Here is a 24,256-nt window from a genome sequence, read left to right on the forward strand (position 1 = left end):
CGGTCGAGGCGTCTGACCGGCGATGTCCGTAAGGTCGTGTCCATTGATCATTAAGGGATTGGACACGTGTGTATCAGGACATCGTCGGTTTCGCCGTCGGCACGCCCGAGTGGCTGCACACGCTCGCCGAGGTCGGCACGGACGGCGGGCTCTTCCTGTTCGCGGCGTTGTTCGCGGTGGCCGCGCTGCGGGCGTGGCGCGGCCCGGCGCGGGACCTGGCGCTGGTGGTGGCGGGCCCGGTCGGCATCACGCTGGCGTACCTCGTGAGCGAGGTCGTCAAGGTGTTCGTCAGGGAGGAGCGGCCGTGCCGGGGCGGGGTGGCGACGATCGCCGCCTGCCCGCCCTCGGCCGACTGGTCGTTCCCCAGCAACCATACGGTGATCGCCGCGGGCGCCGCCGCCACGCTCGTGCTGGCCTGGCGCGGCCTGGCCTGGCTGGTGTTCCCGCTGGCCGCCCTCGTCGCGTTCTCGCGGGTGTTCATCGGCGTGCACTATCCGCACGACGTGGTCGCGGGGTTCCTGCTCGGCGTGGGGCTCGCGCCGCTGTTCACGCTGCTGCTGGTGGGCGCCGTCACCCCTGCGGTACGTCTGGCGCGAACGCGTCTGTCGCCGCGATGAGCCGGTCGAGGATGCCGGGCTCGGAGTAGGCGTGCCCGGCGTCGTCGACCACGTGGAACTCCGCCTCCGGCCAGGCCTTGTGCAGGTCCCACGCGGTGGCCATGGGCGTGCAGGCGTCGTAGCGGCCCTGCACGATCACCGCCGGGATGTGCCGGATCTTCCCGGCGTCCTTGATCAGCTGGCCGGGCTCGAACCAGCCGCCGTGCGTGAAGTAGTGGTTCTCGATCCTGGCGAAGGCGACGGCCTTGTCCTCCTCGCCGAACTCCGCCACCCGCCCGGGATCGGGCAGCAGCGAGACGGTCGCGCCCTCCCACTGCGCCCACGCCCGCGCCGCCGCGAGCCTGGCCTCGTCGTCGGGGCCCTCCAGGCGCCGGTGGAAGGCCGCGATCAGGTCGTCGCGCTCCTCCGGCGGGATCGGCGCGACGTAGCGCTCCCACAGGTCCGGGAAGAGGTGACTCGCGCCCTCCTGGTAGAACCAGCGCAACTCCTGCGGGCGCAGGGTGAAGATGCCGCGCAGCACCAGCTCGGTCACCCGGCCTGGATGGGTCTCGGCGTACGCGAGCGCCAGCGTGCTGCCCCATGACCCGCCGAACACCTGCCAGCGCTCGATGCCGAGGTGTTCGCGCAGCCGTTCGATGTCGGCCACCAGGTGCCAGGTGGTGTTGGCGCTCAGGTCGGTGGCCGGGTCGGAGGCGTGCGGGCGGCTCCGGCCGCAGTTGCGCTGGTCGAACAGGACGATGCGGTAGCGCTCGGGGTTCCACTGGCGCCGGTGCTTGGGGTCGCACCCGCCGCCGGGGCCGCCGTGCAGCATGACGGCCGGCTTGCCGTGCGGATTGCCGCAGACCTCCCAGTAGACCTGGTTGCCGTCGCCGACGTCGAGCAACCCGGAGTCGTACGGTTCGATCGGGGGATACAGGGTTCTCATACGGCCTGATCCTGCCAGGTGTGCCGATCGAGGAACCCCCGCCCGCCGGTCGCGTACTCGTGGAAGGCCTGCTGCACCTCGGCCAGCTCGGGCACCATCGCGCGGATGAGCGTGCCCTCCTTGTACTCCAGCTCGTAGCCCGGCGAGACCTGCAGGAAATGCCGGCCGAAGCTCACCAGCGCGACGAACGGGTTCTGCGGCGAGAGCGTGGCCAGCACGTCGTGCACCAGCCCGAGGTCGGGGTCGTGGACGATCATGCCGTCTCCCGTGTGCAGCTGCATGCCCTCGTAGACCCCCAGCGGCGCCACGTTGTGCACGAGGTCGCGCTGCGGGTCGTAGCAGACCATGCCGTGGGCGCGGGCGACTGCGAAGACCCGCGCGGACATCTCGTCCATCGTGTCGAGGTCCATCGTCACCAGCACGTGCCCCGGGTAGAGCGTGACCTGCCCGGGCAGTTCCTTGGCGACGTCGGGCACGTCACCGCCGCCGGGCTCGGTCCGCTTGACCGCGAGGTACGTGGCACGGGCCCGGTCCCGGTCGATCGGCACCGGCTCGTCCCAGACCATCAACTCAACGCTCATCGGTCCATCTTGTCGGACTCGCCCTCATCCCATGCCAAACGGAGGCCCGGACAGGGGCAGGCGTCCGCAAACCGCTAGCTCGGCTTCTCCGAGTCGGGGACCAGGCGGGCCGTGCAGTTCGCGCACCGCCGCGCCTCGGCCGGGATCTCCGACAGGCATTCGGGGCACTGCTTGGTGGTGGCCTCCTTGTGGCGTTCGAGCAGGCCGACGAGCCGCGCCATCGGCGCCACGACCAGCCAGTACACGATGCCCGAGATGATCAGGAAGCTCAGCAGGTGGTTGAGGAAGTCGCCGTACCGGAAGCGGCTGCCGTTGACGGTGAACGAGTACGACGCGAAGTCCGGCTGCCGGCCTCCGGTGATCGCGCCGATCAGCGGTGTGATCAGGTCGGTGACGAACGCCTGCACCAGACCGCTGAACGTGGCGCCGACGATCACCGCGACCGCCAGCTCGACGACGTTGCCTCGAAGTAAGAATTGTTTGAAACCGCCCATGCCACCGCCAAGTAGCCGAGAACGGCGGCGGCAAACAGGACGGGTGCATGCTGGTGAGTGAGCCGTCTCCGATACCGCGCCGTCGGGGGCGGCTCACTCACGGGGAGTAATCGGACGCGGAGTGTGGAAAAGAACCATGGTGATCGGCCGGGGGCCGGGGTTGTCGGGCAGAGCAGGGGAACAGAACATGGGGAGAGACCGCAAGGGAGCCTCGATGATCGAGATCTGGCCGGGAGACCCCTATCCGCTCGGGGCGACCTACGACGGCGCCGGCACCAACTTCTCGCTCTACACCGAGGTCGCCGACAAGGTCGAGCTGTGCCTGTTCGACGAGCGGAACGTCGAGCGGCGGGTGCCGCTCACCGAGGTCGACGGGTTCATCTGGCACGGCTACCTGCCGGGCATCGGCCCCGGCCAGCGTTACGGCTACCGCGTGCACGGGCCGTACGACCCCGAGCGCGGCCTGCGCTGCAACCCCAACAAACTGCTCCTCGACCCGTACGCCATGGCCATCGAGGGCGACGTGCGCTGGAACGAGGCGGTGTACGGCTACCGCTTCGGCCAGCCCGACACCAGGAACGACCTCGACTCGGCCCCGTACGTGCAGCGTTCGATCGTCATCAACCCGTTCTTCGGCTGGGGGCACGACCGGCCGCCCGCGACGCCGTACCACGACACCGTGATCTACGAGGCCCACGTGCGGGGGCTGACGATCAGCCACCCCAAGATCCCCCGTCACCTGCGCGGCACGTACGCGGCCCTCGGCCATCCCGAGATCCTCGACCACCTCACCAAGCTGGGCGTGACGGCGCTGGAGCTCATGCCGGTGCACCAGTTCGTCACCGACCACATCCTGGAGCAGCGCGGGCTGTCCAACTACTGGGGCTACAACTCGATCGGCTTCTTCGCGCCGCACAACCGCTACTCCAGCCAGGGGCAGCGTGGCGGGCAGGTGCTGGAGTTCAAGGCGATGGTGCGCTCGCTGCACGAGGCTGGCATCGAGGTCATCCTCGACGTCGTCTACAACCACACCGCCGAGGGCAACCACCTGGGGCCGACGCTCGGCTTCCGCGGCATCGACAACAGCAACTACTACCGGCTGGTCGAGAACGACCGGCGCTACTACGTCGACACCACCGGCACCGGCAACAGCCTGCTCATGCGCTCGCCGCACGTCCTTCAGATGATCATGGACTCGCTGCGCTACTGGGTCATCGAGATGCACGTCGACGGGTTCCGCTTCGACCTCGCCTCGACGCTGGCGCGCGAGCTGCACGAGGTCGACCGGCTGAGCGCGTTCTTCGACCTGGTGCAGCAGGACCCGGTGCTGTCGCAGGTCAAGCTCATCGCCGAGCCGTGGGACGTCGGCCCCGGCGGATACCAGGTGGGCAACTTCCCGTCGCGGTGGACGGAGTGGAACGGCCGCTACCGCGACACCATCCGCGACCTGTGGCGCGGCCAGCCGGCGACGCTGCCGGAGTTCGGCTCGCGGTTCACCGGGTCGAGCGACCTGTACAAGGACGACAGCCGCCGCCCCGCCGCCTCGATCAACTTCGTGACCTGCCACGACGGCTTCACCCTGCAGGACCTGGTCTCGTACGACACCAAGCACAACGAGGCCAACAAGGAGGGCAACCGCGACGGCACCGACGACAACCGGTCGTGGAACTGCGGCGAAGAGGGCCCGGCGGGCATCGCCGTCGAGTCGCTGCGCGAGCAGCAGAAGCGCAACTTCCTCACCACGCTGTTCCTCTCGCAGGGCGTGCCGATGCTCTCCCACGGCGACGAGCTGGGCCGTACGCAGAAGGGCAACAACAACGGCTACTGCCAGGACAACGAGCTGACCTGGGTCGACTGGTCCGACATACGGGAGAACTGGCTGCTGCTGGAGTTCACCCAGAGCCTGTCCCAGCTGCGCAAGAAGCACCCCGTCTTCCGGCGCAGGAGGTTCTTCTACGGCAAGCCCGTACGCGGGCTGAGCGACATCGCCTGGCTCACCCCGTCAGGGGAGGAGATGACCGACAGCGACTGGAACGTCGGCTACGCCAAGTCGCTGGCCGTCTTCCTCAACGGTGAAGCGATCACCGAGCCCGACCGGCGCGGCCGGCCGATCAGGGACGACTCGTTCCTGCTGCTGTTCAACGCCCACCACGACACGATCAAGTTCACGATCCCGAAGGACTACGGCGAGATGTGGCACACCGAGATCGACACGGCCATGCCGATCCGGCTCGACGCCCGGATGGTGCGGGCGGGCGAGGGCACCGACGTGCCCGGCCGCAGCGTACGGGTGTTGCGCCGTGTCTAGACCGGCCTCGACCTACCGGGTGCAGCTCACCCCCGACTTCGGCTTCGCGGAGGTGGCGGCGATCGCCGGCTACCTGCGCGACCTCGGCGTGAGCCACGTCTACCTGTCGCCGGTGCTGCAGGCCGTGCCCGAGTCGCGCCACGGCTACGACGTCACCGACCACTCCAGGATCCGCGAGGAGTTCGGCGGCGCGAACGGCTTCAGGGAGATGGCGCAGCAGCTCGCCGCCCACGACCTGGGCATCGTGGTGGACATCGTGCCCAACCACATGAACACGGTCAACGCCCAGTTCTGGTCGGTGCTCAAGGAGGGGCCGGCCTCGCCGTACGCGCACTGGTTCGACATCGAGTGGGTCGACGGGAAGGTCGCGCTGCCCGTGCTGGGCGACGACGTCGAGCCCGTGGTCGACGGCGACGTGCTGCGCTACCACGAGCACGCCTTTCCCCACCCGGGCCATTACCGGCTGGTCGACTGGCGCGAGGGGCCCGGCTACCGGCGCTTCTTCGACGTCTCGTCGCTGATCGGGCTGCGCGTGGAGGACCCGTCGGTCCTCTTCGCCACGCACGAGGTGATCTTCTGGCTGCTCGACGAGGGGCTGGTCGACGGGGTGCGCGTCGACCATCCTGACGGGCTGGCCGATCCGCGCGGCTACCTGGAGCGGCTGCGGACGCGGGCGGGCGAGCGGTGGACGGTGGTGGAGAAGATCCTCATCGGGCCCGAGCGGTTGCCGGGCGACTGGGCGTGCGACGGGACGACCGGTTACGAGGTGCTCAACCGGGTGAACGGCCTGTTCGTCGACCCGTCCGGCAAGGATCCACTAATCCAAATTTTTACGGACATGACGGGGCAGCCTGCCGAATATCGCCCTGTGATGGCGCAGTCCAAGCGCGACGTGCTCGACCTGTTCTTCGGCGCCGAGGTCGACCGGCTGGCCCGCGCCACCGCCTGCGACCCGGCCGCCGTGCGCGAGCTGCTCGCCGCGATGCCGGTCTACCGCGCGTACGTCGTGCCGGGGGAGCCGCCGCCCCCCGAGTCGGTGGAGATCGTCGAGATGGCCGCCGAGTCCTGCTCTCCCGCCGTCCAGCCGCTCGTCCGCCAGGTCCTGTACGGCTCCCCGGAGTCGATCGTGCGCTTCCAGCAGGCGTGCGGGCCCGTCATGGCCAAGGGCGTGGAGGACACCGCGCTCTACCGGTGGTTCCCGCTGGCCTGCCTCAACGAGGTGGGCGGGGAGCCGGACGCGTTCGGGGTGTCGGTGGAGGAGTTCCACGACTTCTGCGCGGAGATGTCCCCGTACACGATGACCACGCTCTCCACCCACGACACCAAGCGGTCGGAGGACGTGCGGGCGCGGCTGTCGGTGTTGTCGGAGATGCCCGGGGAGTGGGCGGCGGCAGTGGCCGAATGGTCGGCGCAGGTCGGCTTCGACCCCCACCTCGACTACCTGGCCTGGCAGAACCTCATGGCCGCCTGGCCGATCTCGGCGGAACGCCTCACCGACTTCCTGCTCAAGGCCGCCCGCGAGGCCAAGACCGCCATCTCGTGGGTGAACCCCGACCCCGGCTACGAGCGGCGGCTGCGCGCCTTCGCCGAGGCGGCCGTGCGGCTGCCGATCGGCGGGTTCACCGAGCGGATCGAGCCGTACGCGATGTCCAACTCGCTCGGGGCCAAGCTCGTGCAGCTCATGATGCCCGGGGTGCCCGACGTGTACCAGGGCAACGAGACCACCGACTTCTCGCTGGTCGACCCGGACAACCGGCGGCCGGTGAGCTACCCGCGCAAGCCGGAGACCGCCTGGGACTCCGCCAAGCTGCTGGTCACCACGCAGGCGCTGCGGCTGCGCCGGCGGATCGGGGGCGCGGCCCCGTACACGCCGCTGCAGGCGGAGGGCGAGCGCTCGGAGCACGTGATCGCCTTCGCCCGCGGCGAGCGGCCGCAGGCGGTGGCCGTCGCCACCCGCCTGCCGGTACGCCTGGCCGCCACCGGCTGGGGGGCCACCACGCTGCCCCTTCCCCCGGGCGCCTGGCGCGACCTGCTGACCGGCGCGCTCGTCTCCGGGCGCACCCCCCTCGCGCATCTGCTCGGTCAATATCCGGTCGCACTGCTGGAGAGACATGATCTTTGAGGTCTGGGCCCCCAAGGCCACGGCGGTGGAAATCGACGTCCTCGGCGGACGGCGGGCGATGTCCCCCGGGGAAGGCGGCTGGTGGACGGCGGAGGTGGAGGACGCCGGACACGGCACCCGGTACGCCTTCGTGGTCGACGGCGACGGGCCGTACCCGGACCCGCGCTCGCGCCGGCAGCCCGAGGGGGTGTTCGGGCCGAGCGCCGTCTACGACCACGCCCGCTTCACCTGGTCCGACCACGACTGGAAGGGCCGCGACCTGCGCGGCGCGGTCATCTACGAGCTGCACATCGGGACGTTCACCACCGAGGGGACGTTCGCCGCGGCCATCGAGAAACTGCCCCACCTGGTGGAGCTCTCCGTCGACTTCGTGGAGGTCATGCCGGTCGCGCCGGTGCCGGGCGGGCGCAACTGGGGCTACGACGGCGTCGACCTGTACGCCGTCAACGAGACGTACGGCGGGCCCGACGGGCTCAAGTCCTTCGTGGACGCCTGCCACCGGGCCGGGATCGGGGTCATCCTCGACGTCGTCTACAACCACCTGGGGCCGTCGGGGAACTTCCTGCGGCCGTTCGGGCCGTACTTCGCGGGGTTCGAGGGGAGTTTCTGGGGCGAGGCGGTCAACCTCGACGGGCCCGACTCCGACGAGGTGCGGCGCTACTTCCTCGGCAACGCGCTGCAGTGGCTGCGCGACTACCACATCGACGGGTTGCGGCTCGACGCCGTGCACGCGCTGCACGACCGGCGGGCCACGCACCTGCTCGCCGAGCTGGCCGAGGAGGTGGACGTCCTCGCCTGCTCCGTCGGCCGGCCGCTGTCGCTGATCGCCGAGTCCGACCTCAACGACCCGCGCATGGTGCGCTCCCTCGACGCCGGCGGCCTCGGCATGACCGCGCAGTGGAACGACGACGTCCACCACGCCCTGCACTGCGCCGTCAGCGGCGAGAGCCACGGCTACTACCGCGACTTCGCCCAGCTGCCGGTGCTGGCCAAGGTGCTGACGCACGGGGTGGTGCACGACGGCTGCTATTCGAGCTTCCGCTCCAGGACGCACGGCGCGCCCTTCGCGGGAGTGCCAGGGCACCGGCTGGTGGCCTGCCTGCAGAACCACGACCAGATCGGCAACCGCCCGGCGGGCGACCGGCTGCCGATGCCGGCGCTCAAACTGGGCGCCGGGCTGCTGCTGACCTCGCCGTTCACGCCGATGCTGTTCATGGGGGAGGAGTGGGGGGCGGGCTCGCCGTTCCTGTTCTTCTCCGACCACGTGGAGCCGCACCTTCGGGACACGGAGGGGGCGCGGCGGCAGCGCGAGTTCGACGGCTTCGGGTACGTCTGGGAGGCGCCCAACCCGTCCGACAAGGAGTCGTTCCTGCGCTCCAAGCTCGACTGGAGCGAGGTCAAGGAGGAGGCGCACTGGTCGCTGCTGTGCTGGTACCGCGACCTGATCGCACTGCGCAAGGCGCTGCCCGAACTGTCGGACCCGCGGCTGGACCGGGTGCGGGTCGAGCTGGACCCGCTCGGGAAGTGGCTGCTGATGTGGCGCGGCTCGATCGCGGTGACCGTGAACTTCTCCCTGGAATCCGTGACCCTCCCCCTGCCGGCGGGCACGATCCTGCTCGCCTCGGACGACCCCGTCACCTCGGACGGAGCCGGCCTGCGCCTCCCCGCCCAATCCCTCGCCATCACCCGCCCCGCCCGATCCGGAACCGCCGCCACCCTGCCCGGCTCCCAGCCCTTCCCCGCCTGACCCCGCCCCTTTCGCGAGAGGCACACAAGGTCGTGTGCACCCGGCGAGAAGGCCCAGGGCGGGGGCGTTATCCACAGGGCGGTCGTGGGACGGAACGCTCATCCACAGAATCGCGTTCGACAGCTCGTGCCGACCGGCGTCGAGCCCATGCTGAGGGCCTCCCCTTTCCTTCCGTGCGGAGGCACCATGAAGATCGTCCTTCCGTTGCCCGCCACGATGACGTCGGTGTTCATCGTCGCCGTCGAGCACCTGCCGTTCGAGGCCGGCTCGTACGTGCCCTGGCGCGTCGGCGGCCCGTACAGACGGGCGGCGATCGACGCGATCACCAACGGCACGTTGACCGTGACGCACCACCGAACCCCGTGGAAACCGACCGGCACCACGCTCACCGGCGACGAGAGACGCCGCCTGCGCCGCACCCGACAACACGTCGTCGTCTCCGCGACCGCGCCGCCCCACAGGCTGCCGGCCGCCGCGCAGGTCGCCAGGGCCGCCGCCCGAGCCCTGGCCCGCGAGTGCGACGGCCTGCTCATCGACCCGCTGACCGGCGCAGCCGTCCTCACGTGCGGCAGGTGCGCGGCCGAGCCCCCGGCGTTCCGCCTCGACGACGACTGGGTGTCATGGGACGTCCAGGTCCACGACGCCACGACCTGCCCGCCCTGGGGCCCGGCCGACCCCGGGTTGTGCGACTGCCTGCGCGTCACGTCGCGCGGCCTGTGCCGCTTCGCCCTCCCCGAGATCACCCTCGACGGCGCCGCCTGCGCGCACCACCTGTGCGCCACCGACCTCCTGCGTAGGGTCGCCACCCACCTCGCCACCGACCACCTCGGCTACCTGGCCGCCCATCCGGAGGCCACCACCCGCGTGATCGACGACTTCCTCCACATCCGCTCCTCCGACCGGCCCGAAGGCGACCTGCCCTTCGGCGTCCGCCTGACCCCGTACGACACCGAGCCGGGCGAGCGGGGCCATGCCGCCGGCGTCCGCCACCTCAAGGTAGGCCCCACCCCGGGCACGGGCGAGATCACCTGCCTCAAGGTCGGTCCACCCTCAGGCTTCCCCGGCTCGATGAACGACTGGCTCTGCACCGCCCACCTCGCCCCCCGCTCCTCACTGACCCTCGCCCACTCCGCCACTCGCGCCCTGGCCGCCTGACTCACCGAGCAAGCAGACGATGGCGACGGCAGACGACGGAGAAGACCCGGCGGGCGTGGCGGCCCTTGCTGAACGGCCGCTCGGGCATCCGGTGGATGAGCTGAACTGCCGCCGACGGTCAACGGATCGGCCACCCCGGCCGTGGCCGTCCGACCCGCCGGGCAAACGGACGGTGGCAAGGCCCGGTCGCCGGGGCGGCTCTCGCCGCCCCGGCGACCGGCGCCTCCGCATCGGGCTGCGGATCCTGGCCCGTTGATCGTCGCGTGGCTCGGGCGTGGTCACGGGCTGCGTGGGCCGAGGCGGTAAGACTGCTTGCCGGTTCTGACCGGTTATGTGAGAAAAGTGAAGATTGTTGTGAACCGTTTCGGCGGGTGCTCCCGTCCAAGTGACGTGATCCCGTTTGAGATGATCGATGAAGATCTGCGTATCGCCCGTCGCCGGGCGCGTCGCCGGGACGAGCTGGCCAAGCGCTGTACGGCCATAGCCGGCTTAGTTCGGGAGGCGCGTCGCAGGCTCGACGCGATCGCGGTATGGGATCAGGAGGCCGTGGCCGCCCAGGAGGCCAAGCTGCAGGCGTACACGATGGCGCTCGACACCGTGGAGCGGGAGCTCGCCGAGCTCGGCCCGGCGGAGGAGCTCTACGAGGAGCTGCTCGTCCGGGAGGAGCGCCGGCTGATCGAGTCGGCCGATCCGCGCGGCTCCGAGCTGCTGGAGATCGGACGGCTGCTGGCCGAGCTGGACGTCGAGCTGCCCGCCAGCGTACGTGCCCGCGAATCCGGCCTCGCGCTCCTGCGGCGCGCAGCCGACCGGGACGCGCTGGCCGACTTCTCCCAGCAGGTCGCGGCACTGGGCATGACCGCACCGGACCCCCGTACTTCCGGCGCCGTCGACGTACTGGTCGACCGCTTGGAAGAACGCTGCCGCAAACTGGAACACCTTCACGACAAACTCCGCACCCGCCGCGAACGCCTCCTCCACAACCGCCGCCGCCCCTGACCGGTCCTGTCGCGATGAGCTGTCCCGGCCCGTCCGTGTCGGTTCCGCGGCCCGCCGTCGGGGTGGCGGCCTGGCCCTACGAGTTCGGCTTCCAGTCCTGGACGAGGAGCCCGAGCAGCACCTGGTCCAGGAACTCGCCCATGACCCAGGCCGAGCGGCGCAGCACGCCCTCGCGGACGAAACCGTTGCGCTCGGCGGAGCGCAGCATCGCGACGTTGTCCGACAGCGTCTCGATCTGCAGTCGCTGCAGGCCGCGCACGACGAAACCGTAGTGGCACAACACCGCGACCACGTCGGTGCCGTAGCCCTTGCCACGGGCCGACGGCAGCAGTCCCAGCCCGATGTGCGCGGACCGGTTGTGGTTGTCGATGCCCCACAGCGTCGCGGTGCCGACCAGCGTGCCGCCGTCCAGCTCCACGACCGAGAACCGGACGTTCCCTTGCTCCTTGTCGTCCACCACGAGCCGCGGATCGTTCGAGCCGGGTGTGATCGGCCGCCACGGGCTGCCTTCGGCCCGCGAGGAGTTGACCACGTCGTCGTAGAGCTCGGCCCGCAGGATCGGAATGTCGTCCTCGTGCCGGGCCCTGAGCCCGACCTTGTTACCTCTTAGCATGCAAGGCTTCCTATCCAATCGGACCGGTCGGCGGCAAACCGACTCCTTCCGGGCGACGCTCATCGCGTTGTGAGCTCCCAGCCCGCGCCACGGCCGGCACCGACGGCGGACGGCCTCCGCCGGATGTCTCTTCCCCGAGGCGAGGCGGGACAGGTGGTGGGAACCACTGGTGGGCCGCACGGTGCTGTGTGGGTTCCAGCTCGCGTCGTCTCCCGGGTCGGGCGAGGTCGGCGGCAGGTGAGGGGAACCGCCGGTCCGGTCGGCGCGGGTTCTGATCCGGCCGGAGGCCGTTGCTGGGTCAGGACAGTTCGAAGGCGGGCCGCGGTTGCGCTTGTCGGCTCCTGTGAGCTTTTGCGGTGTCTGACTGCGTCGGGTCCGGCGAGGCCCGAAGGCGGTCTGGATGCCGTTGGGTTCGGCGACGGCCAGGGCGAGCGGTGCTGGTTGTGGCCGTCACCGGACGACTTGTTGATCGTGGTCGTGACCGGACGATTTGCTGGTCGTGGTCGTGGTCGTGGTCGTCACCGGCACAACTTGTCGCTCTTGCCGACCTGCGGCACGGATGATGTGCCTGCGACGGACACCGCTCCCACCGGCGGCCAAGCCCCGGCGCCGGCCTGCTCCGGTAGGGAGCCGGACGAGGATCCGCTTCCCTGCCGGATGCCGGGGCGCGGCACCGGTGGGGTCGGCAGACGGCATCGAGGTGGTGGCGGAGGCCGGCGGCATCGTGGTGGTGGCGGAGGCCGGCGGCATCGTGGTGGTGGCGGAGGCCGGCGGCGCGTGGGTGGGGTCAGCGGCTGAGTATGTGGCGTAGGGCCTGGTCCAGGGCGGTGGTGGGGTCTGGGACGAGATCCCGGGAGCGCCAGGCCACGTAGCCGTCCGGGCGGACCAGTACGGCGCCGCCCCCGCGTACGCCGTACTGCTCCGCGAAGCGGCCTTCCACGTCCGCGAGGGAGTGGCTCCCCGCGTCCGTCAGGTGGCCGTCTTGTGCGTCTGTGAGGGCGTCCGTGGGGGAGTGGCTCCCCGCGTCCGTCAGGTGGCGGGTCTCCGTGTCCGTCAGCGGGTGAGCTGGTGTGTGCTCTCGCTGCGTTGTCGAGGGGTCGGTCACCAGGATCGGCGTCAGGCGTATGCCGAGGCGGGTTTTGACCAGCTGTGCCGCGTCTATCCAGGGCTGGGCGGTGGTGAGGAGGACGAAATCGCGGCCGAAGAGGTCGATCGTGGACAGGCGCCGTCCGTGACGGTCGAGCGTGACGTGAGGGGCTCGGCTGCCGGGGCGGCCGTCCGGTACGCGGGGATCCTCCAGGACGGAGCCGTCGTCGCCGGGGCCTTCGATGATCGCTGTGGAGTGGTAGCGGTAGCCGATGAGCACGCCCGCTGGGTCGTCGAGCGGCTCCGGATAACCGATCCGGGCGGCCGGAGGCATGCGCCGGCCCAGGTTGGCGAGCTGCATGTCGGCGGTCACCGCGCCGATGGGGCGGCGTTCGGCGTCGTACGTGTCCAGAAAGGCCGGCCCGGCCTGCGCCGTGAGCACCAGCCACAGCCGCCAGGCCAGGTCGCAGCCGTCCTGGAGCGCCGTGCTGCCGCCCTGCCCGCCGGTCGGCGGCATCGTGTGGGCGGCGTCACCGGCGAAGAACACCCGCCCGGCCCGGTACGTGTCCGCCAGCACGTGTGCCATCGCGAACGACGCCGTGTCCAGCACCCGTACGTCCAGATCCGGCCGGCCGGTCGCGATCCGTACCAGCTCGACGCAGCGCCGCTCGGTGAAGTCGCCCTCGCCCTCGGCGTGGTTGACGCCGAGCACGTGTGACCCGACCCCGGTGCCGGTCACGATGACGCCCGTGAAGGCGTCGTTCTGCAGGTACCAGAGGGTCACCTCGCGCTCCCGCACCAGCCCGGTCAGGTCGGCGTCGAACATGATCGAGCACATCCGGCCCAGCTCGCCCTTGCCCGAGACCGGGACGTCCAGCATCTGCCGCAGCGGACTGCGGTACCCGTCGGCGGCCACCACGTATTCAGCGCGCACGAGCCGGTCGCCGTCCTGCCCGCGGACGCGGGCCGTGACGCCGTCGGCGTCCTGGTCGAGAGAGATCAGCTCGGTGGAGAACCGCAGGTCGGCGCCGAGCTCCTCGGCCTTGTGCCGCAGGATGCGCTCGATCTCGGCCTGCGGCGCGCCGACCAGCCTGGCGGGCGTGATGTCCGCCAGGAAGGCGAGCTCCTCCTGCTCGTCGTTCATGATCATGTGCGGCTCCGGGTCAACCAGGCTTTTGGCGATGGCGATGCGCATGTTGTCGCCGATGCCCGCCCAGACGCTCGCGAGCCGCTCCTCCAGCCCCGGGACGGGACGCAGCAACTCGATCGCCCGCGGCCCCACGCCGAACGCCTTCGGCTGGACCGACGTGCTCGCATGCCGTTCGACCAGCATGACCGGAATCCCACGCCAGGCCAGCAACGTCGCCGCGCTCAGCCCCGCATACCCCGCACCGACCACCAGGACCGGCACTCGCTCGTACTCCATGACCGCCTCCAGAGAAACGCGTACTATCGCGTCTAGTGGTGCAACACGATATGTCGCGTCGGAGAGGCTTTCAAGACATATCTCGAAAGTAGAGCCAGAGCGGCAAGAGTGGACGCGGCGCCGGCCGACCGGCACCGCTGTCGTGAAATATCAGGGCAGGTGGCGTTCCAGGGATTCCAGCTTGGAGGTCATCCCGTCGGTGACGCCCGCACGCATATCGGCCTTCAACACCAAGCCCACCCGCGGCGCGACCTCGGCCACGGCGTCCACGGCCCGCTTGACGACGTCCATGACCTCGTCCCACTCGCCCTCGATCGTGGTGAACATCGCGTCCGTACGGTTCGGCAGGCCGCTGTCACGGACCACCTTGACGGCGCGCGCCACGGGCTCGGCGACCCCTTCGCCGACGCCCAGCGGGGTGATGGAGAATGCGACGATCATCGGCTGCCCTCTCGCGCGATCCGGAGGCTTCCGATCTTAGTCAAGGCAGCGAAAAGCCACGACGTCTGAACGCCGTGGCCGCCGCCCTACCTCACCGCGTACGCGTCACGCGTGGTCGTGCTCCTCGTCGTCCTCTTCGCTCAGCCCCTCCGACGGCTCGACACCGAGCACGGCCTCGCGGGGCTCGATCTCGCCGATGTGGTCGACGAGCTGCAGCACGTGGTCAGGCTCGATCAGCCACTGCAACGCCGAGGCGCCGGTGTCGTCGGAGGCGACCAGCTCGGCCTGCTCCGTACGCTCCTCGTCGCTGAGGTCGGCGTCGGGGTGTCTGATCTCGGCCAGCGCCGCGGCCTGCAGCGCCTCCATGTCGAGCACTTCGACGGTCAGCTCGACCGTGAGGCGCAGGAACTTCGGTTCATCACTCATGGCGACGATGCTAGGGCAGCTTCCACTCGACGGGAGCCGCGCCCTGCTGGATGAGCAGCTCGTTGGCGCGGCTGAACGGCCGGGAGCCGAAGAACCCGCTGCGCGCGGACAGCGGCGACGGGTGCGCCGACTCGACGCGCGGCACGCTGCCGAGCATGGGCGCGAGGTTGCGGGCGTCGCGGCCCCACAGGATCGCCACCATCGGCTTGTCGCGCCCCACCAGGGCCTTGATGGCCTGCTCGGTGACCTGCTCCCAGCCCTTGCCGCGGTGGGAGGCGGGCTTGCCGGGCATCACGGTGAGCACCCGGTTGAGCAGCAGCACGCCCTGCTCGGCCCACGGCGTCAGGTCGCCGTTGGACGGCCGGGGCAGGCCGAGGTCGGTCTCCATCTCCTTGTAGATGTTGACCAGACTGCCGGGCAACGGTCGCACGTCGGGCGCCACCGAGAACGACAGCCCGACGGGGTGGCCGGGCGTCGGGTACGGGTCCTGCCCCACGATCAGCACCTTGACCTCGTCGAAGGGCTGGTTGAACGCCCGCAGGACGTTCGGCCCGGCCGGCAGGTACTGCCGGCCCTCGGCGATCTCTTTCCGCAGGAACTCTCCCATGAAGGAGATCTGCTCTGCGACGGGCTCGAGCGCGCGAGCCCACCCTGCTTCGACGACTTCGTTCAGTGGACGACCGGCCATGGCCGATGAGCTTAGCCAGGTCTGGTACGGCTTGTTGCCGAAACGGCGGTTCAAGCCGTACCGGAATGATCACAGGGCGGGCGCCCGCCTGCCCCCCTCTCGGGAGGCGGGCGCCCGCCAGGTCACTTGACGGAGCCGGCCATCATGCCCTGGACGAAGTACCGCTGGAAGGCGAAGAACAGGACCAGCGGAATGACCAGCGACATGAACGCGCCGGACGAGAGGATGTCGACGTTCGACCCGAACTGCCGCATCTGCGACTGCAGGTACTTGGTCATCGGCTGGTTGCCGGTGTCGGCGAAGACCAGCGCGATCAGCATGTCGTTCCACACCCACAGGAACTGGAAGATGCCCAGCGAGGCGATGGCGGGCTTGCCCAGCGGGAACACCACCTGAGCGAAGATCTTCCACTCCGAGGCGCCGTCCATCCTGGCCGCCTCCAGCAGCGAGGCGGGGATGCCGACGAAGAAGTTGCGGAGCAGGAAGATCGCGAATGGCAACCCGAACGCCACGTGGAACAGCACCACGCCGGGGATCGTGCCGAAGATGCCGGCGCCGCCGTACAGGCTCGCGACGGGGATCAGCGCGATCTGGATCGGCACGATGAGCAGCCCGACGACCACGAGGAACGCGGTGTCGCGGCCGGGGAAGTCCATCCACGCGAACGCGTACCCCGCCATGGCCGCGATGCCGATCACCAGGATCGTCGTCGGCACCGTGATGAGCACGGTGTTCCAGAAGGAGGCGGTGAAGCCGCTGCCCAGCAGGTTCGCGTAGTTCTGGATGGTCAGCTCGGCCGGCTTGGTGAAGACCGTCCACCAGCCTTCGGCGTTGTTGACCTGCGTGGTGCGCAGCGAGACGACCAGCAGGCCCAGAGTCGGCACCAGCCAGAACAGGCCGAGCACGACCATGACGACCTGCACGACGCCGCTGCCCAGGCGGTCGACGATCCTGCCCGCCAGGCCCCTGCGGGGCGCCCCCGCCTCCAGCCTCGACGGGGCCGGGACTGTCGCGGTGGTCATGAGTCTCCCCTCCGGAACCTGCGGATGTTCATGATCATGAAGGGGAGGACCAGGATCAGCAGGAAGATCGCGAGGGCGCTGCCCAGGCCCTGGTTGCCCCCGCCGCCGAACGACACCCGCCACATCTCCAGCGCCACCACGTTCGCCTGCGGCTGCACGGAGGCCGGCGCGATGATGAAGACCAGGTCGAACACCTTCAGCGTATTGATGATCATCGTCACGAAGACGACGAGCAGCACCGGCGACAGCAGCGGGACGGTGATCTTGCGGAACACCTGCCACTCCGAGGCGCCGTCGATGCGGGCCGCCTCCAGCGCGTCACGCGGGATCGCCGCGAGCCCGGCCGCGATCAGGACCATGGCGAAGCCGGCCCACACCCAGACGAACGCGCCGATGATGGCGGGCGTGATGAGCGTCGGCCCGAGCCAGGTCAGCCCGCCGTACGAGGCTTCGAAGTTCGACTGCGGCAGCCGTACGGTGTAGGAGCCAGCGGGGAGCCCCTCGAACCGGAAAGTGCCGTCCTCGGCCGTCGTCGCGGTCGCGGCGACCTCGCCGCCGCTCCCCACCGCCTCCACGGTCATGCCGGGCAGGCCGCGCTCCGAGCCGTCCACGGCGCCGTTCACGCCCCCGCCTCCGGGGGTGAAGTCGAACCAGACCGTCCCGGCCAGGCCGTCGCCGCCCGCGGGCGCCCGCGCCGGCTGGGCGTCACCGGGCATGAACTCCTGTCGGACGCCGACGATCGGGATCAGCACCGGCTGTCCCGCCTGCGCCGGCTGCTTGGTGACGACCGCGCCGTCCTGGTCGGTGATCGGCGACTGGTCGCCCTCGCGCGGGCGGGCCTCCGGATAGCCCTGCGAGGAGGAGAACGTGTCGTGGACGGTGGTGAGGATGGCGTTGGCCACGCCACGGTCCGGGTTCTCCTCGTACACGAGGCGGAAGATCACGCCGGCCGCCATCAGCGAGACCGCCATCGGCATGAAGACGATCAGCTTGAACGCGGTCGCCCAGCGGATGCGCTCGGTCAGCACCGCGAAGATCAGACCCAGCGTGGTGACCACGATCGGCGCGACGACCACCCAGATGAGGTTGTTGCGGATCGTGGTGAGCATGCCCGAGTCGGTGAAGATCGTGGCGTAGTTGCCCAGCCCCACGAACCCCTGGCCCGTGGCGTCGAACAGGCTGCGGAACAGGGAGTAGACGATCGGGTAGACCACCCAGATGCCCAGCAGCAGCGCGGCCGGGAGGAGGAAGGCGATGGCGACCGCCGGCGAGGGGCCGAGGCGTGATTTCTTGCTGGGGGGTGCAGCCGGTCCGGTGGAGGGCCCGCCCGCGGCGTCCGCGGGCGGGGCCTGCCGGCCGTCCAACCGTTCGGTCACGGCCTTACCTCTTTACTTCCAGGCCTTGACGGCCTCGGACTCCAACGCTTCCTGAGCGCCCTTGATGTCGCTCGGGTCGCGCAGGAAGTCCTGCAGCACCTTCCACTCGCCCTTGCCGTCGGTGCCGCCGAAGGCGCTCGGCGCCAGGTCGGACATGTCGTAGCGGACGGCGTCGCCGGCCGAGACGATGGTCTGGCCCAGCTGCCTGGTCAGCTCGTCGGGGTAGTTGGTGGGGGAGACGTTCTTGTTGGGCGACAGGTAGCCGGGCAGCTTGGCCCAGATTTCACCGCCTTCTTTGGAGGCCAGGAACTGCAGCAGCGCCATGGCGCCGGGGGAGTCCTTCATGGCCACGGCGACGTCGCCGCCGAGCACGACGGGGGCGGTGTCGCCGACCTTCGGGAAGGGGAAGTACTTCGCCTCGTCGCCGACCTTGGCGCCCGACTGGACGGCCTCGACGGCCACGAAGTCCGCCTCGATGACCATGGCGGCGTCGTCGGTGCCGTAGACCTTGCTCACGCAGGTGGGGAAGTCGGTCTGCATGGTGCCGGAGGTGCCGTCGACCAGGAAGTCGTTCTTGACGATCTGCTGGATCTTCTCCAGCGCCGTGGTCACGGTGGGGTCGGTCCACGGGATCTCGTGCTTGGAGAGCTTGTCGTAGTTCTCCGGGCCGGCGGTGGACAGGTAGACGTTCTCGAAGAGGTCGGTCAGCGTCCAGCCGGAGGCGCCGCAGAAGGAGAAGGGCGGGGTGCCGGAGTCGGCGACGGTCTGCGCGGCCGTCACCATCTCGTCCCACGTGGTCGGGGGCTGCACGCCGGCGTCCTCGAACGCCTGGCCGCGGTACCAGACCAGCGACTTGTGCGCCGCCTTGATCAGCACGCCGTAGACCTGGCCGTCGGCGGAGCCGAGCTCCTTCCAGTACGGGGTGTAGTTGGCGTCGATCTCGCTGATGACCTCGTCGCTCAGCGGCTTGAGCGCGTCCTGGTCGGCGTACTGCTGCACCAGGCCCGGCTGGGGCAGGATCGCCACGTCGGGCGGGCTGCCGCCCTGGATGCGCGGGCCGAGGTAGGCCCCGGTGTCCTCACCGGTGGAGGCGTACGTCACCTTGGCGCCGGTCTTGTCGGAGAAGGCCTTGAGCACCTGCTCGAAGTTCTTCTGCTCGGCGCCCGTCCACTTGGCGGCCACCTCCAGCGTCACGCCCTCCAGCGGCTTGGCGCCTCCGCTCGCCGGAGCCGACGCCGAGCCGGTGGGCGCCGTGGTGGTCGGCGCGTTGCCGCAGGCGGCGACGGCTACCGCGAGCCCGGCCAGGATCGCTGCTGCTCTGCCTTTTCGCATGGCTGCCTCACTGAGTTCTCATGATTTCTTCGAGTTCGGACTTCATCGAGGCCGCCACGTCGTCGGCGGACTCGGGGGTGGGATCGCCGAGCACCTTGGCGACCGAACTGGCGATCACCAGGCTCAGCTGGTTGTAGTTGGCGCTCACCGGCCGTGCCTTCGCGGTCAGGATGCTCTCCTTGAGCACGGGCAGGTAGGGGAAACGCTTGATCAGCTCGGGGTCGTCGTAGAGCTCCGTCCACACGGGCGGGAAGGAGCCTTCGGTGAGCACCCGCCGCTCGTTCTCCAGGCTGGTGAAGTAGCGGATGAACTCCTGCGCGGTCTGCTGGTGCTTGGAGAAGGCGCTGACGGCGAGGTTGGCGCCGCCGAGCGTGCTCGACCCCGGCCCGTTCAGGCCCGGCAGCCGCGTCACGGCCACCTTGTCGCCCAGCTCGGCCTTGGCGGGGCCGTACGCGTGCGGCCAGTTGCGGGCGAAGGCCAGCCGGCCCTCCTGGAAGGCCAGGCGGGACTCCTCCTCCTTGTAGCTCAGCGACTCCTTCGGGATCCAGCCTTCGCGTACGCCCTGGAGCAGGAACTCCAGGGCGGTGCCGCCGGTGGCCGGGTCGAGGGCGACCTCGGTGCCGTCGCGGCTGACGATCTCGCCGCCGGCCGACTGCACGGCCTCGGAGAAGTTGACGGTGAGCCCTTCGTACGCCAGGAATTGCCCGGCGTAGCCTCCAATGTCGTGCTTTTTCGTGATTTTGCGTGCTTGGTCGCGTAGCTCGGACCACGTCCTGGGCGGCTTGTCCACCAGGTCGGTCCGGTAGTAGAGCAGCCCGGCGTTGCTGGTGTACGGGACGGCCCAGAGCTTGTCCTTGTAGATCGCCGTCTCCACGACGGGCGGCAGGAACCTGTCGAGCGGGAACAGCCCGCGCTCCAGGGGGATGATCCAGCCGTTCTCCGCGAATTCGGCGGTCAAGATCACATCCAGGCCGAGCACGTCGTAGCGGTTGCTGCGGGCCTGGAGGTTGGCCACCATCTGGGCGCGTTGCTCGTCGGCGGCCTCGGGCAGCTCCAGCAGCGTCACCTTCTCGGCCGGGTGGGCCTGGTTCCAGCGGTCCAGCAGGGGTTGCAGGTACGCCGTGGTGTCGCGGCCGGTGGCGAAGGTGATGGGCCCTGTTCCGCCCGTACCGGATGCGCCGCCGCCCTCGTCACCCGCTGCCGCGCAGCCGGCCGCGAGTGTGACGGCCAGCAGCAGGGAAAGCGGGCGAAGCACGCTGTTTCCTCCGTGTTCAGACTGTTTTACATACGTGTTAGGTAGATGCATTTATGTTATGCACACCTGTAATCTGTAGGTCAACGGATAACTCCGTAACGCATGCGTAACACAACGCGGGGAGGTGGGGCGGTGCGGCTTCACCTGCTGGCGCTGCTGGCGAAGGAGCCGGCGCACGGTTACGAGCTGAAACAGGCGCTGGAGCAGACCTTCGGCAGCGCCTATCCCTCCCCCAACATCGGGCAGATATACGTCACCCTCGGCAGGCTGGAGAAGGACGGCCTGGTCAGGGCGGTCGACGTCGAGCAGTCCAACCGGCCCAACAAGAAGGTCTACTACCTGACCGCCAAGGGCCGCGAGGTGCTCGAGATCTGGGTCGACGAGCCCACCGAGGGCCCCCGCGTGCGCGACGAGTTCTTCATGAAGCTCGTGCTCGCCCCGCTCACCGGCATCGCCGACCGGATGGCCCTGATCAACCGGCAGCGCCGCCACTATCTGTCGCTCATGGGCGACCTCAACGAGCTGCTGTCCCGCACCCCGCCCGCCGACCGGGTGGCGATGCTGCTCATCGAGGGCGCCATGTTGCACCTGCAGGCCGACCTCGACTGGCTCGAACGGTGTCAGGAGGACCTCGCGTGAACGCCGTCGCAAAAACGGTCAATCTGGTCAAGATCTACCAGGACGGCGCGGTCCCCGTGCCGGCCGTACGCGGGGTGGACCTGCAGGTCGAGCCGGGTGAGTTCGTCGCCGTCATGGGGCCGTCCGGCTCGGGGAAGTCCACGCTCGTCCACATGCTCGGCGGCCTCGACACCCGCACCAGCGGCGAGATCTGGCTCGACGGCAAGCGCGTCGACACGCTGTCGGAGAGCGCGTGGGCGCTGCTGCGGCGCAAGAAGATCGGCTTCGTGTTCCAGTTCTTCAACCTCGTCGCCAACATGACCGTCGGCGACAACGTCGAGCTCCCCGCGCTGCTGTCCGGGGCCTCACCCAAGGTGGCCCGCCGGCGCAGGGAGAGCCTGCTGGCGGCGCTCAACCTCACCGACCGGGCCGACGCCGCGCCCGCGCAGCTCTCCGGCGGCGAGCAGCAGCGGGTCGCGCTGGCCAGGGCGCTGGCCAACGAGCCCGCGCTGTTACTCGCCGACGAGCCCACCGGCAATCTCGACAGCCGCAACACCCGCGACGTGCTCCGCCTGCTCGGCGACGTGCACAAAGACGGCCAGACGATCGTCATGGTGACCCACGACGCCCGCGTGGCCAGCCTGGCCGACCGCGTGGTGTCGCTGTTCGACGGCGAGATCGTCGACGACGGCCGCATCGTCCGCCGCCGCCGCACCGGCACCGCCGGAGAGGTCATCGACCTGAGATGAGCACCACCAGGGCGGGGAGCCGGTGGGTCAGGGCCGACCTGCGGGCCAGGAAGGGGCCGGCGGCGCTGACCGTGCTGGCGGTGGCCGGCATCGTGGCCGCCCTGATCACCGCGGTGACCCTGCTCGAAGACGGCACCAACCCGTGGCGCGGCCTGTTCGCCCAGACCGAGGGCGCCCACGTCTGGATCTACACCAAGGACGGCCCCCAGGTCTCGCTCGGCGGCATCGACGGCGTCGCCGAGACCGCCGGCCCCTACCGCTCGGCCCCCGTCACCGTGGCACAGGACGGCAGACGCGACCCGGCCGCCCTGCGCGCGATGCCGGCCACGCCGCCCGCGGTGGCGCACCCGGTGGTGGCCGAGGGCAGGTGGCTCGACCCCGCCCAGCCCGACGGCGTGGTCGTCGAACGCTCCTTCGCCCGGTCGCTGGGCCTGCGCATCGGCGCGCCGTTCACGATCATCGCGCTCAACGGCGGACGCCACACCCTCTACGTGCGCGGCATCGCCGACTCCGCCGACCAGGGCTTCTACCCGGAGTGGACGCCCGGCCTGGCGTACGTGCTGCCCGTCATGCTCGACCGGGTCGAGCCCGTGCAGGCCCGCAGCGAGTGGGTGACCGGGCTGCGCCTGGACGACCCGGAGGCGTCCCAGGTCGTCTCGCAGCGCGCGGTCGTCATGCTGGAGGACCGCCTGCAGCGCGTCTACACCTGGCGCGAGGTCAGGGCCTCGATGGAGCTGGACAACCGGCTGCTCGGCACGCTCCTCGCGCTGTTCGGAGTCGTGGGCCTGGTGGCCGCCGCGCTGGCGCTGGCCAACGCCGCCGGCGGCCGGGTGCTGGGCCAGCTGCGCGACCTGGCCACGCTCAAGTCGATGGGGTTCACCAAGGGCCAGGTGGCGCTGCTGCTCCTGGTCGAGCACGGCGCCCTCGGCCTGCTGGGCATCGCGCTCGGCGCGGTCACCGGTTGGGGCGTCATGGCGGCCATGCTGGGCCCGAGCTCCGTCGCCGCCGGTCCGGTGCTGGCCATCGTCGCGGGCACGGCCCTCGTCGTGCTGGCGGCCGTGGGGCTGCCCGCGTGGCGCGGCGGGCGCACACCCCCGATCCCGGCCGCGCCGGCCGCCCCGCCGCGCGGCCACCTGTCCAGACTGGCCCGGCTCGCCCTTCTCGTACGCCTTCCGCCCGCCCTCGTCCTCGGCACCCGCGACGCCTTCACCCGCCGGGTGCCGGCGTTCCTGACGGCGTTCGGCCTGGCCGTGCCGATGATGATGATCACCATCGGGCTGGGCGTGTGGTCCACGCTCGACTCCTTCAAGTCCCACCCCGAGCAGGTGGGCCAGCACGCCTCCCTGTACGTCCGCCCCGGCAAGCTGGAGCCGGCCGCCGCCCAGCGGATCGCCGAGCGCGACAAGGACGTGGCCGCCGTCTACCCGGGCACCGACGTCAACGCGCTGGCCCCGGGCGAGGCCCGGTCCGTACGCGTGCGGGCGATCGGCGGCTCGGCGCAGCCGTACCCGTTCCCCGTGGTCGAGGGCCGCATGTACGCCCGCCAGGGCGAGGCCGTCGCCGGGCAGGGCCTGCTCGACCTGCTCGGCGTGGAGATCGGCGACCGGGTGCGGCTCACCGTGGGCGGCACCCCGCTGATCGTCCGGATCGTCGGCCGCGCCGTCGAGCCCGACCAGGACGGCGAGGTGCTCTCGCTGGGCCTCGACAGCCTGGCGGAGAAGGACGCGCAGCCGCCGGCGTACTACGCGCTCGCGCTCCAGCCGGGGGCCGACCCGGCGGAGGTGCGGGGCCGCTTGCTGGGCGAGTCGGCCGAGGGCCTCGACGTGCAGGCCGCGGTCAACCCGGCCGACCGGCTGTCCGTCATCCGGGTGGTGATCGTGGCGCTGATCGCCGTGCTGGCCCTGATCGGCCTGGCCAACCTGCTCACCGCCAGCGCGCTCGGGCTGCGCGACCACGCCTTCGACCTGGCCGTGCTGAAGGCGATGGGGCTCACGCCGCGCCAGGTCATGGCCACGCTGGTGACCGGGACGGGCCTGCTCGTCGTGCTCGGGATCGGCGCGGGCGCGGTGGCGGGGGCGTCTGTGGTGACCGCGCTGATCGACCTGCAGGGCCACACCAGCGGCGTCGGCGCGGGCATCGGCCGGGCGCCGTCGCCGGTGACGCTGGCGGTGACCGTGGTCGTCGCGGTGGGCGCGGCTCTCGCGGTCGCGCTGATCCCCGCCCGCCGCGCCGCCCGCGCCCAGGTGCCGGTCACCGCACGCTGACGCCCGCGGCCATCG

General features: G+C 70.4%; 22 protein-coding genes. 10 read left to right on the forward strand and 12 right to left on the reverse strand.

The annotated features are described in order from the left end of the window. Positions 1 to 68 precede the first annotated feature (68 nt). Positions 69 to 617, forward strand: a complete 549-nt coding sequence (locus tag ACIBP6_RS36655; RefSeq protein ID WP_397058484.1) for a phosphatase PAP2 family protein — start codon at positions 69 to 71, stop codon at positions 615 to 617. Here ACIBP6_RS36655 and pip read toward each other — a convergent pair. The 3 genes from pip to mscL form a co-directional block, all read right to left on the reverse strand. After that, positions 571 to 1,542 (reverse strand): prolyl aminopeptidase, encoded by a 972-nt coding sequence (gene pip / locus ACIBP6_RS36660; protein ID WP_397058486.1) that lies wholly within the window; start codon positions 1,540 to 1,542, stop codon positions 571 to 573. The genes ACIBP6_RS36655 and pip overlap by 47 nt on opposite strands. Further along, on the reverse strand, positions 1,539 to 2,123 hold the full coding sequence (locus ACIBP6_RS36665; protein ID WP_397058488.1) for a hypothetical protein: 585 nt from the start codon (positions 2,121 to 2,123) through the stop codon (positions 1,539 to 1,541). The genes pip and ACIBP6_RS36665 overlap by 4 nt, the downstream gene beginning before the upstream one ends. A gap of 74 nt (positions 2,124 to 2,197) precedes the next feature. Continuing rightward, positions 2,198 to 2,617 (reverse strand): large conductance mechanosensitive channel protein MscL, encoded by a 420-nt coding sequence (mscL, locus tag ACIBP6_RS36670; protein WP_132622396.1) that lies wholly within the window; start codon positions 2,615 to 2,617, stop codon positions 2,198 to 2,200. A gap of 214 nt (positions 2,618 to 2,831) precedes the next feature. Here mscL and glgX point away from each other — a divergent pair, with 214 nt between their 5' ends. The 5 genes from glgX (at position 2,832) to ACIBP6_RS36695 (ending at position 10,945) form a co-directional block, all read left to right on the forward strand. Next, positions 2,832 to 4,925 (forward strand): glycogen debranching protein GlgX, encoded by a 2,094-nt coding sequence (gene glgX / locus ACIBP6_RS36675; RefSeq protein WP_397058490.1) that lies wholly within the window; start codon positions 2,832 to 2,834, stop codon positions 4,923 to 4,925. Continuing rightward, a complete protein-coding gene (treY, locus tag ACIBP6_RS36680; protein WP_397058492.1) occupies positions 4,918 to 7,047 on the forward strand; it encodes a malto-oligosyltrehalose synthase in 2,130 nt (709 codons plus the stop codon). The genes glgX and treY overlap by 8 nt, the downstream gene beginning before the upstream one ends. Beyond that, entirely contained in the window at positions 7,037 to 8,794 is a 1,758-nt protein-coding gene (treZ, locus tag ACIBP6_RS36685) for a malto-oligosyltrehalose trehalohydrolase (RefSeq protein ID WP_397058494.1), read from the forward strand. The genes treY and treZ overlap by 11 nt, the downstream gene beginning before the upstream one ends. Positions 8,795 to 8,980: 186 nt before the next feature. Continuing rightward, positions 8,981 to 9,949, forward strand: a complete 969-nt coding sequence (locus ACIBP6_RS36690; RefSeq protein WP_397058496.1) for a hypothetical protein — start codon at positions 8,981 to 8,983, stop codon at positions 9,947 to 9,949. A gap of 405 nt (positions 9,950 to 10,354) precedes the next feature. After that, positions 10,355 to 10,945, forward strand: a complete 591-nt coding sequence (locus tag ACIBP6_RS36695) for a hypothetical protein (protein WP_397058498.1) — start codon at positions 10,355 to 10,357, stop codon at positions 10,943 to 10,945. A 76-nt stretch (positions 10,946 to 11,021) separates the two neighbouring features. Here the strand turns inward: ACIBP6_RS36695 and ACIBP6_RS36700 are convergent, their stop codons facing one another. Continuing rightward, the gene (locus ACIBP6_RS36700) at positions 11,022 to 11,558 is read right to left on the reverse strand and encodes a GNAT family N-acetyltransferase (RefSeq protein ID WP_397058500.1); all 537 of its coding nucleotides are present in this window, start codon (positions 11,556 to 11,558) and stop codon (positions 11,022 to 11,024) included. 676 nt (positions 11,559 to 12,234) lie between these two features. Here ACIBP6_RS36700 and ACIBP6_RS36705 point away from each other — a divergent pair. Then, positions 12,235 to 12,369: a hypothetical protein gene (locus ACIBP6_RS36705; protein WP_397058502.1), complete on the forward strand. Its 135-nt coding sequence runs from the start codon at positions 12,235 to 12,237 to the stop codon at positions 12,367 to 12,369. Here ACIBP6_RS36705 and ACIBP6_RS36710 read toward each other — a convergent pair. The 8 genes from ACIBP6_RS36710 to ACIBP6_RS36745 form a co-directional block, all read right to left on the reverse strand. Further along, positions 12,346 to 14,070: an FAD-dependent monooxygenase gene (locus ACIBP6_RS36710; RefSeq protein WP_397058504.1), complete on the reverse strand. Its 1,725-nt coding sequence runs from the start codon at positions 14,068 to 14,070 to the stop codon at positions 12,346 to 12,348. The two genes, ACIBP6_RS36705 and ACIBP6_RS36710, sit on opposite strands and share 24 nt — an antisense overlap. 150 nt (positions 14,071 to 14,220) lie before the next feature. After that, complete coding sequence (locus tag ACIBP6_RS36715; protein ID WP_132615406.1) at positions 14,221 to 14,511, reverse strand: MTH1187 family thiamine-binding protein; 291 nt, start codon at positions 14,509 to 14,511, stop codon at positions 14,221 to 14,223. A 105-nt stretch (positions 14,512 to 14,616) separates the two neighbouring features. Continuing rightward, the gene (locus ACIBP6_RS36720; RefSeq protein ID WP_132615407.1) at positions 14,617 to 14,937 is read right to left on the reverse strand and encodes a hypothetical protein; all 321 of its coding nucleotides are present in this window, start codon (positions 14,935 to 14,937) and stop codon (positions 14,617 to 14,619) included. A gap of 10 nt (positions 14,938 to 14,947) precedes the next feature. Beyond that, on the reverse strand, positions 14,948 to 15,625 hold the full coding sequence (locus ACIBP6_RS36725) for a uracil-DNA glycosylase (RefSeq protein ID WP_397058507.1): 678 nt from the start codon (positions 15,623 to 15,625) through the stop codon (positions 14,948 to 14,950). A gap of 122 nt (positions 15,626 to 15,747) precedes the next feature. Next, positions 15,748 to 16,647, reverse strand: coding sequence for a carbohydrate ABC transporter permease (locus ACIBP6_RS36730; protein WP_397058508.1), 900 nt, complete (start codon positions 16,645 to 16,647; stop codon positions 15,748 to 15,750). After that, positions 16,644 to 18,023 carry an ABC transporter permease subunit gene (locus ACIBP6_RS36735; protein ID WP_397058510.1) on the reverse strand — a complete coding sequence of 460 codons (1,380 nt, stop codon included), beginning with the start codon at positions 18,021 to 18,023 and terminating at the stop codon, positions 16,644 to 16,646. The genes ACIBP6_RS36730 and ACIBP6_RS36735 overlap by 4 nt, the downstream gene beginning before the upstream one ends. Positions 18,024 to 18,035: 12 nt before the next feature. Then, on the reverse strand, positions 18,036 to 19,355 hold the full coding sequence (locus ACIBP6_RS36740; protein WP_397058512.1) for an ABC transporter substrate-binding protein: 1,320 nt from the start codon (positions 19,353 to 19,355) through the stop codon (positions 18,036 to 18,038). Between the two features lie 7 nt (positions 19,356 to 19,362). Beyond that, on the reverse strand, positions 19,363 to 20,610 hold the full coding sequence (locus ACIBP6_RS36745; RefSeq protein WP_397058514.1) for an ABC transporter substrate-binding protein: 1,248 nt from the start codon (positions 20,608 to 20,610) through the stop codon (positions 19,363 to 19,365). 132 nt (positions 20,611 to 20,742) lie between these two features. Here ACIBP6_RS36745 and ACIBP6_RS36750 point away from each other — a divergent pair, with 132 nt between their 5' ends. The 3 genes from ACIBP6_RS36750 to ACIBP6_RS36760 are packed head-to-tail and all read left to right on the forward strand — an operon-like array spanning position 20,743 to position 24,241. Next, complete coding sequence (locus ACIBP6_RS36750; RefSeq protein WP_397058516.1) at positions 20,743 to 21,249, forward strand: PadR family transcriptional regulator; 507 nt, start codon at positions 20,743 to 20,745, stop codon at positions 21,247 to 21,249. After that, entirely contained in the window at positions 21,246 to 21,977 is a 732-nt protein-coding gene (locus tag ACIBP6_RS36755; protein WP_397058518.1) for an ABC transporter ATP-binding protein, read from the forward strand. The genes ACIBP6_RS36750 and ACIBP6_RS36755 overlap by 4 nt, the downstream gene beginning before the upstream one ends. Next, a complete protein-coding gene (locus ACIBP6_RS36760; RefSeq protein ID WP_397058520.1) occupies positions 21,974 to 24,241 on the forward strand; it encodes an ABC transporter permease in 2,268 nt (755 codons plus the stop codon). Before ACIBP6_RS36755 ends, ACIBP6_RS36760 begins: the two co-directional genes overlap by 4 nt. The last annotated feature ends 15 nt before the right edge of the window (positions 24,242 to 24,256 follow it).

This window comes from Nonomuraea terrae, from assembly GCF_044465245.1.
In the GTDB taxonomy this organism is placed as follows: domain Bacteria; phylum Actinomycetota; class Actinomycetes; order Streptosporangiales; family Streptosporangiaceae; genus Nonomuraea; species Nonomuraea terrae.

Bases quoted from the DNA above. Each gene is read 5' to 3' on its own strand.
- pip (WP_397058486.1), bottom strand. From the start codon at position 1,542: ATGAGAACCCTGTATCCCCCGATCGAACCGTACGACTCCGGGTTGCTC.
- ACIBP6_RS36665 (WP_397058488.1), bottom strand. From the start codon at position 2,123: ATGAGCGTTGAGTTGATGGTCTGGGACGAGCCGGTGCCGATCGACCGG.
- mscL (WP_132622396.1), bottom strand. From the start codon at position 2,617: ATGGGCGGTTTCAAACAATTCTTACTTCGAGGCAACGTCGTCGAGCTG.
- glgX (WP_397058490.1), top strand. From the start codon at position 2,832: ATGATCGAGATCTGGCCGGGAGACCCCTATCCGCTCGGGGCGACCTAC.
- treZ (WP_397058494.1), top strand. From the start codon at position 7,037: ATGATCTTTGAGGTCTGGGCCCCCAAGGCCACGGCGGTGGAAATCGAC.
- ACIBP6_RS36690 (WP_397058496.1), top strand. From the start codon at position 8,981: ATGAAGATCGTCCTTCCGTTGCCCGCCACGATGACGTCGGTGTTCATC.
- ACIBP6_RS36695 (WP_397058498.1), top strand. From the start codon at position 10,355: ATGATCGATGAAGATCTGCGTATCGCCCGTCGCCGGGCGCGTCGCCGG.
- ACIBP6_RS36700 (WP_397058500.1), bottom strand. From the start codon at position 11,558: ATGCTAAGAGGTAACAAGGTCGGGCTCAGGGCCCGGCACGAGGACGAC.
- ACIBP6_RS36710 (WP_397058504.1), bottom strand. From the start codon at position 14,070: ATGGAGTACGAGCGAGTGCCGGTCCTGGTGGTCGGTGCGGGGTATGCG.
- ACIBP6_RS36715 (WP_132615406.1), bottom strand. From the start codon at position 14,511: ATGATCGTCGCATTCTCCATCACCCCGCTGGGCGTCGGCGAAGGGGTC.
- ACIBP6_RS36720 (WP_132615407.1), bottom strand. From the start codon at position 14,937: ATGAGTGATGAACCGAAGTTCCTGCGCCTCACGGTCGAGCTGACCGTC.
- ACIBP6_RS36725 (WP_397058507.1), bottom strand. From the start codon at position 15,625: ATGGCCGGTCGTCCACTGAACGAAGTCGTCGAAGCAGGGTGGGCTCGC.
- ACIBP6_RS36730 (WP_397058508.1), bottom strand. From the start codon at position 16,647: ATGACCACCGCGACAGTCCCGGCCCCGTCGAGGCTGGAGGCGGGGGCG.
- ACIBP6_RS36740 (WP_397058512.1), bottom strand. From the start codon at position 19,355: ATGCGAAAAGGCAGAGCAGCAGCGATCCTGGCCGGGCTCGCGGTAGCC.
- ACIBP6_RS36760 (WP_397058520.1), top strand. From the start codon at position 21,974: ATGAGCACCACCAGGGCGGGGAGCCGGTGGGTCAGGGCCGACCTGCGG.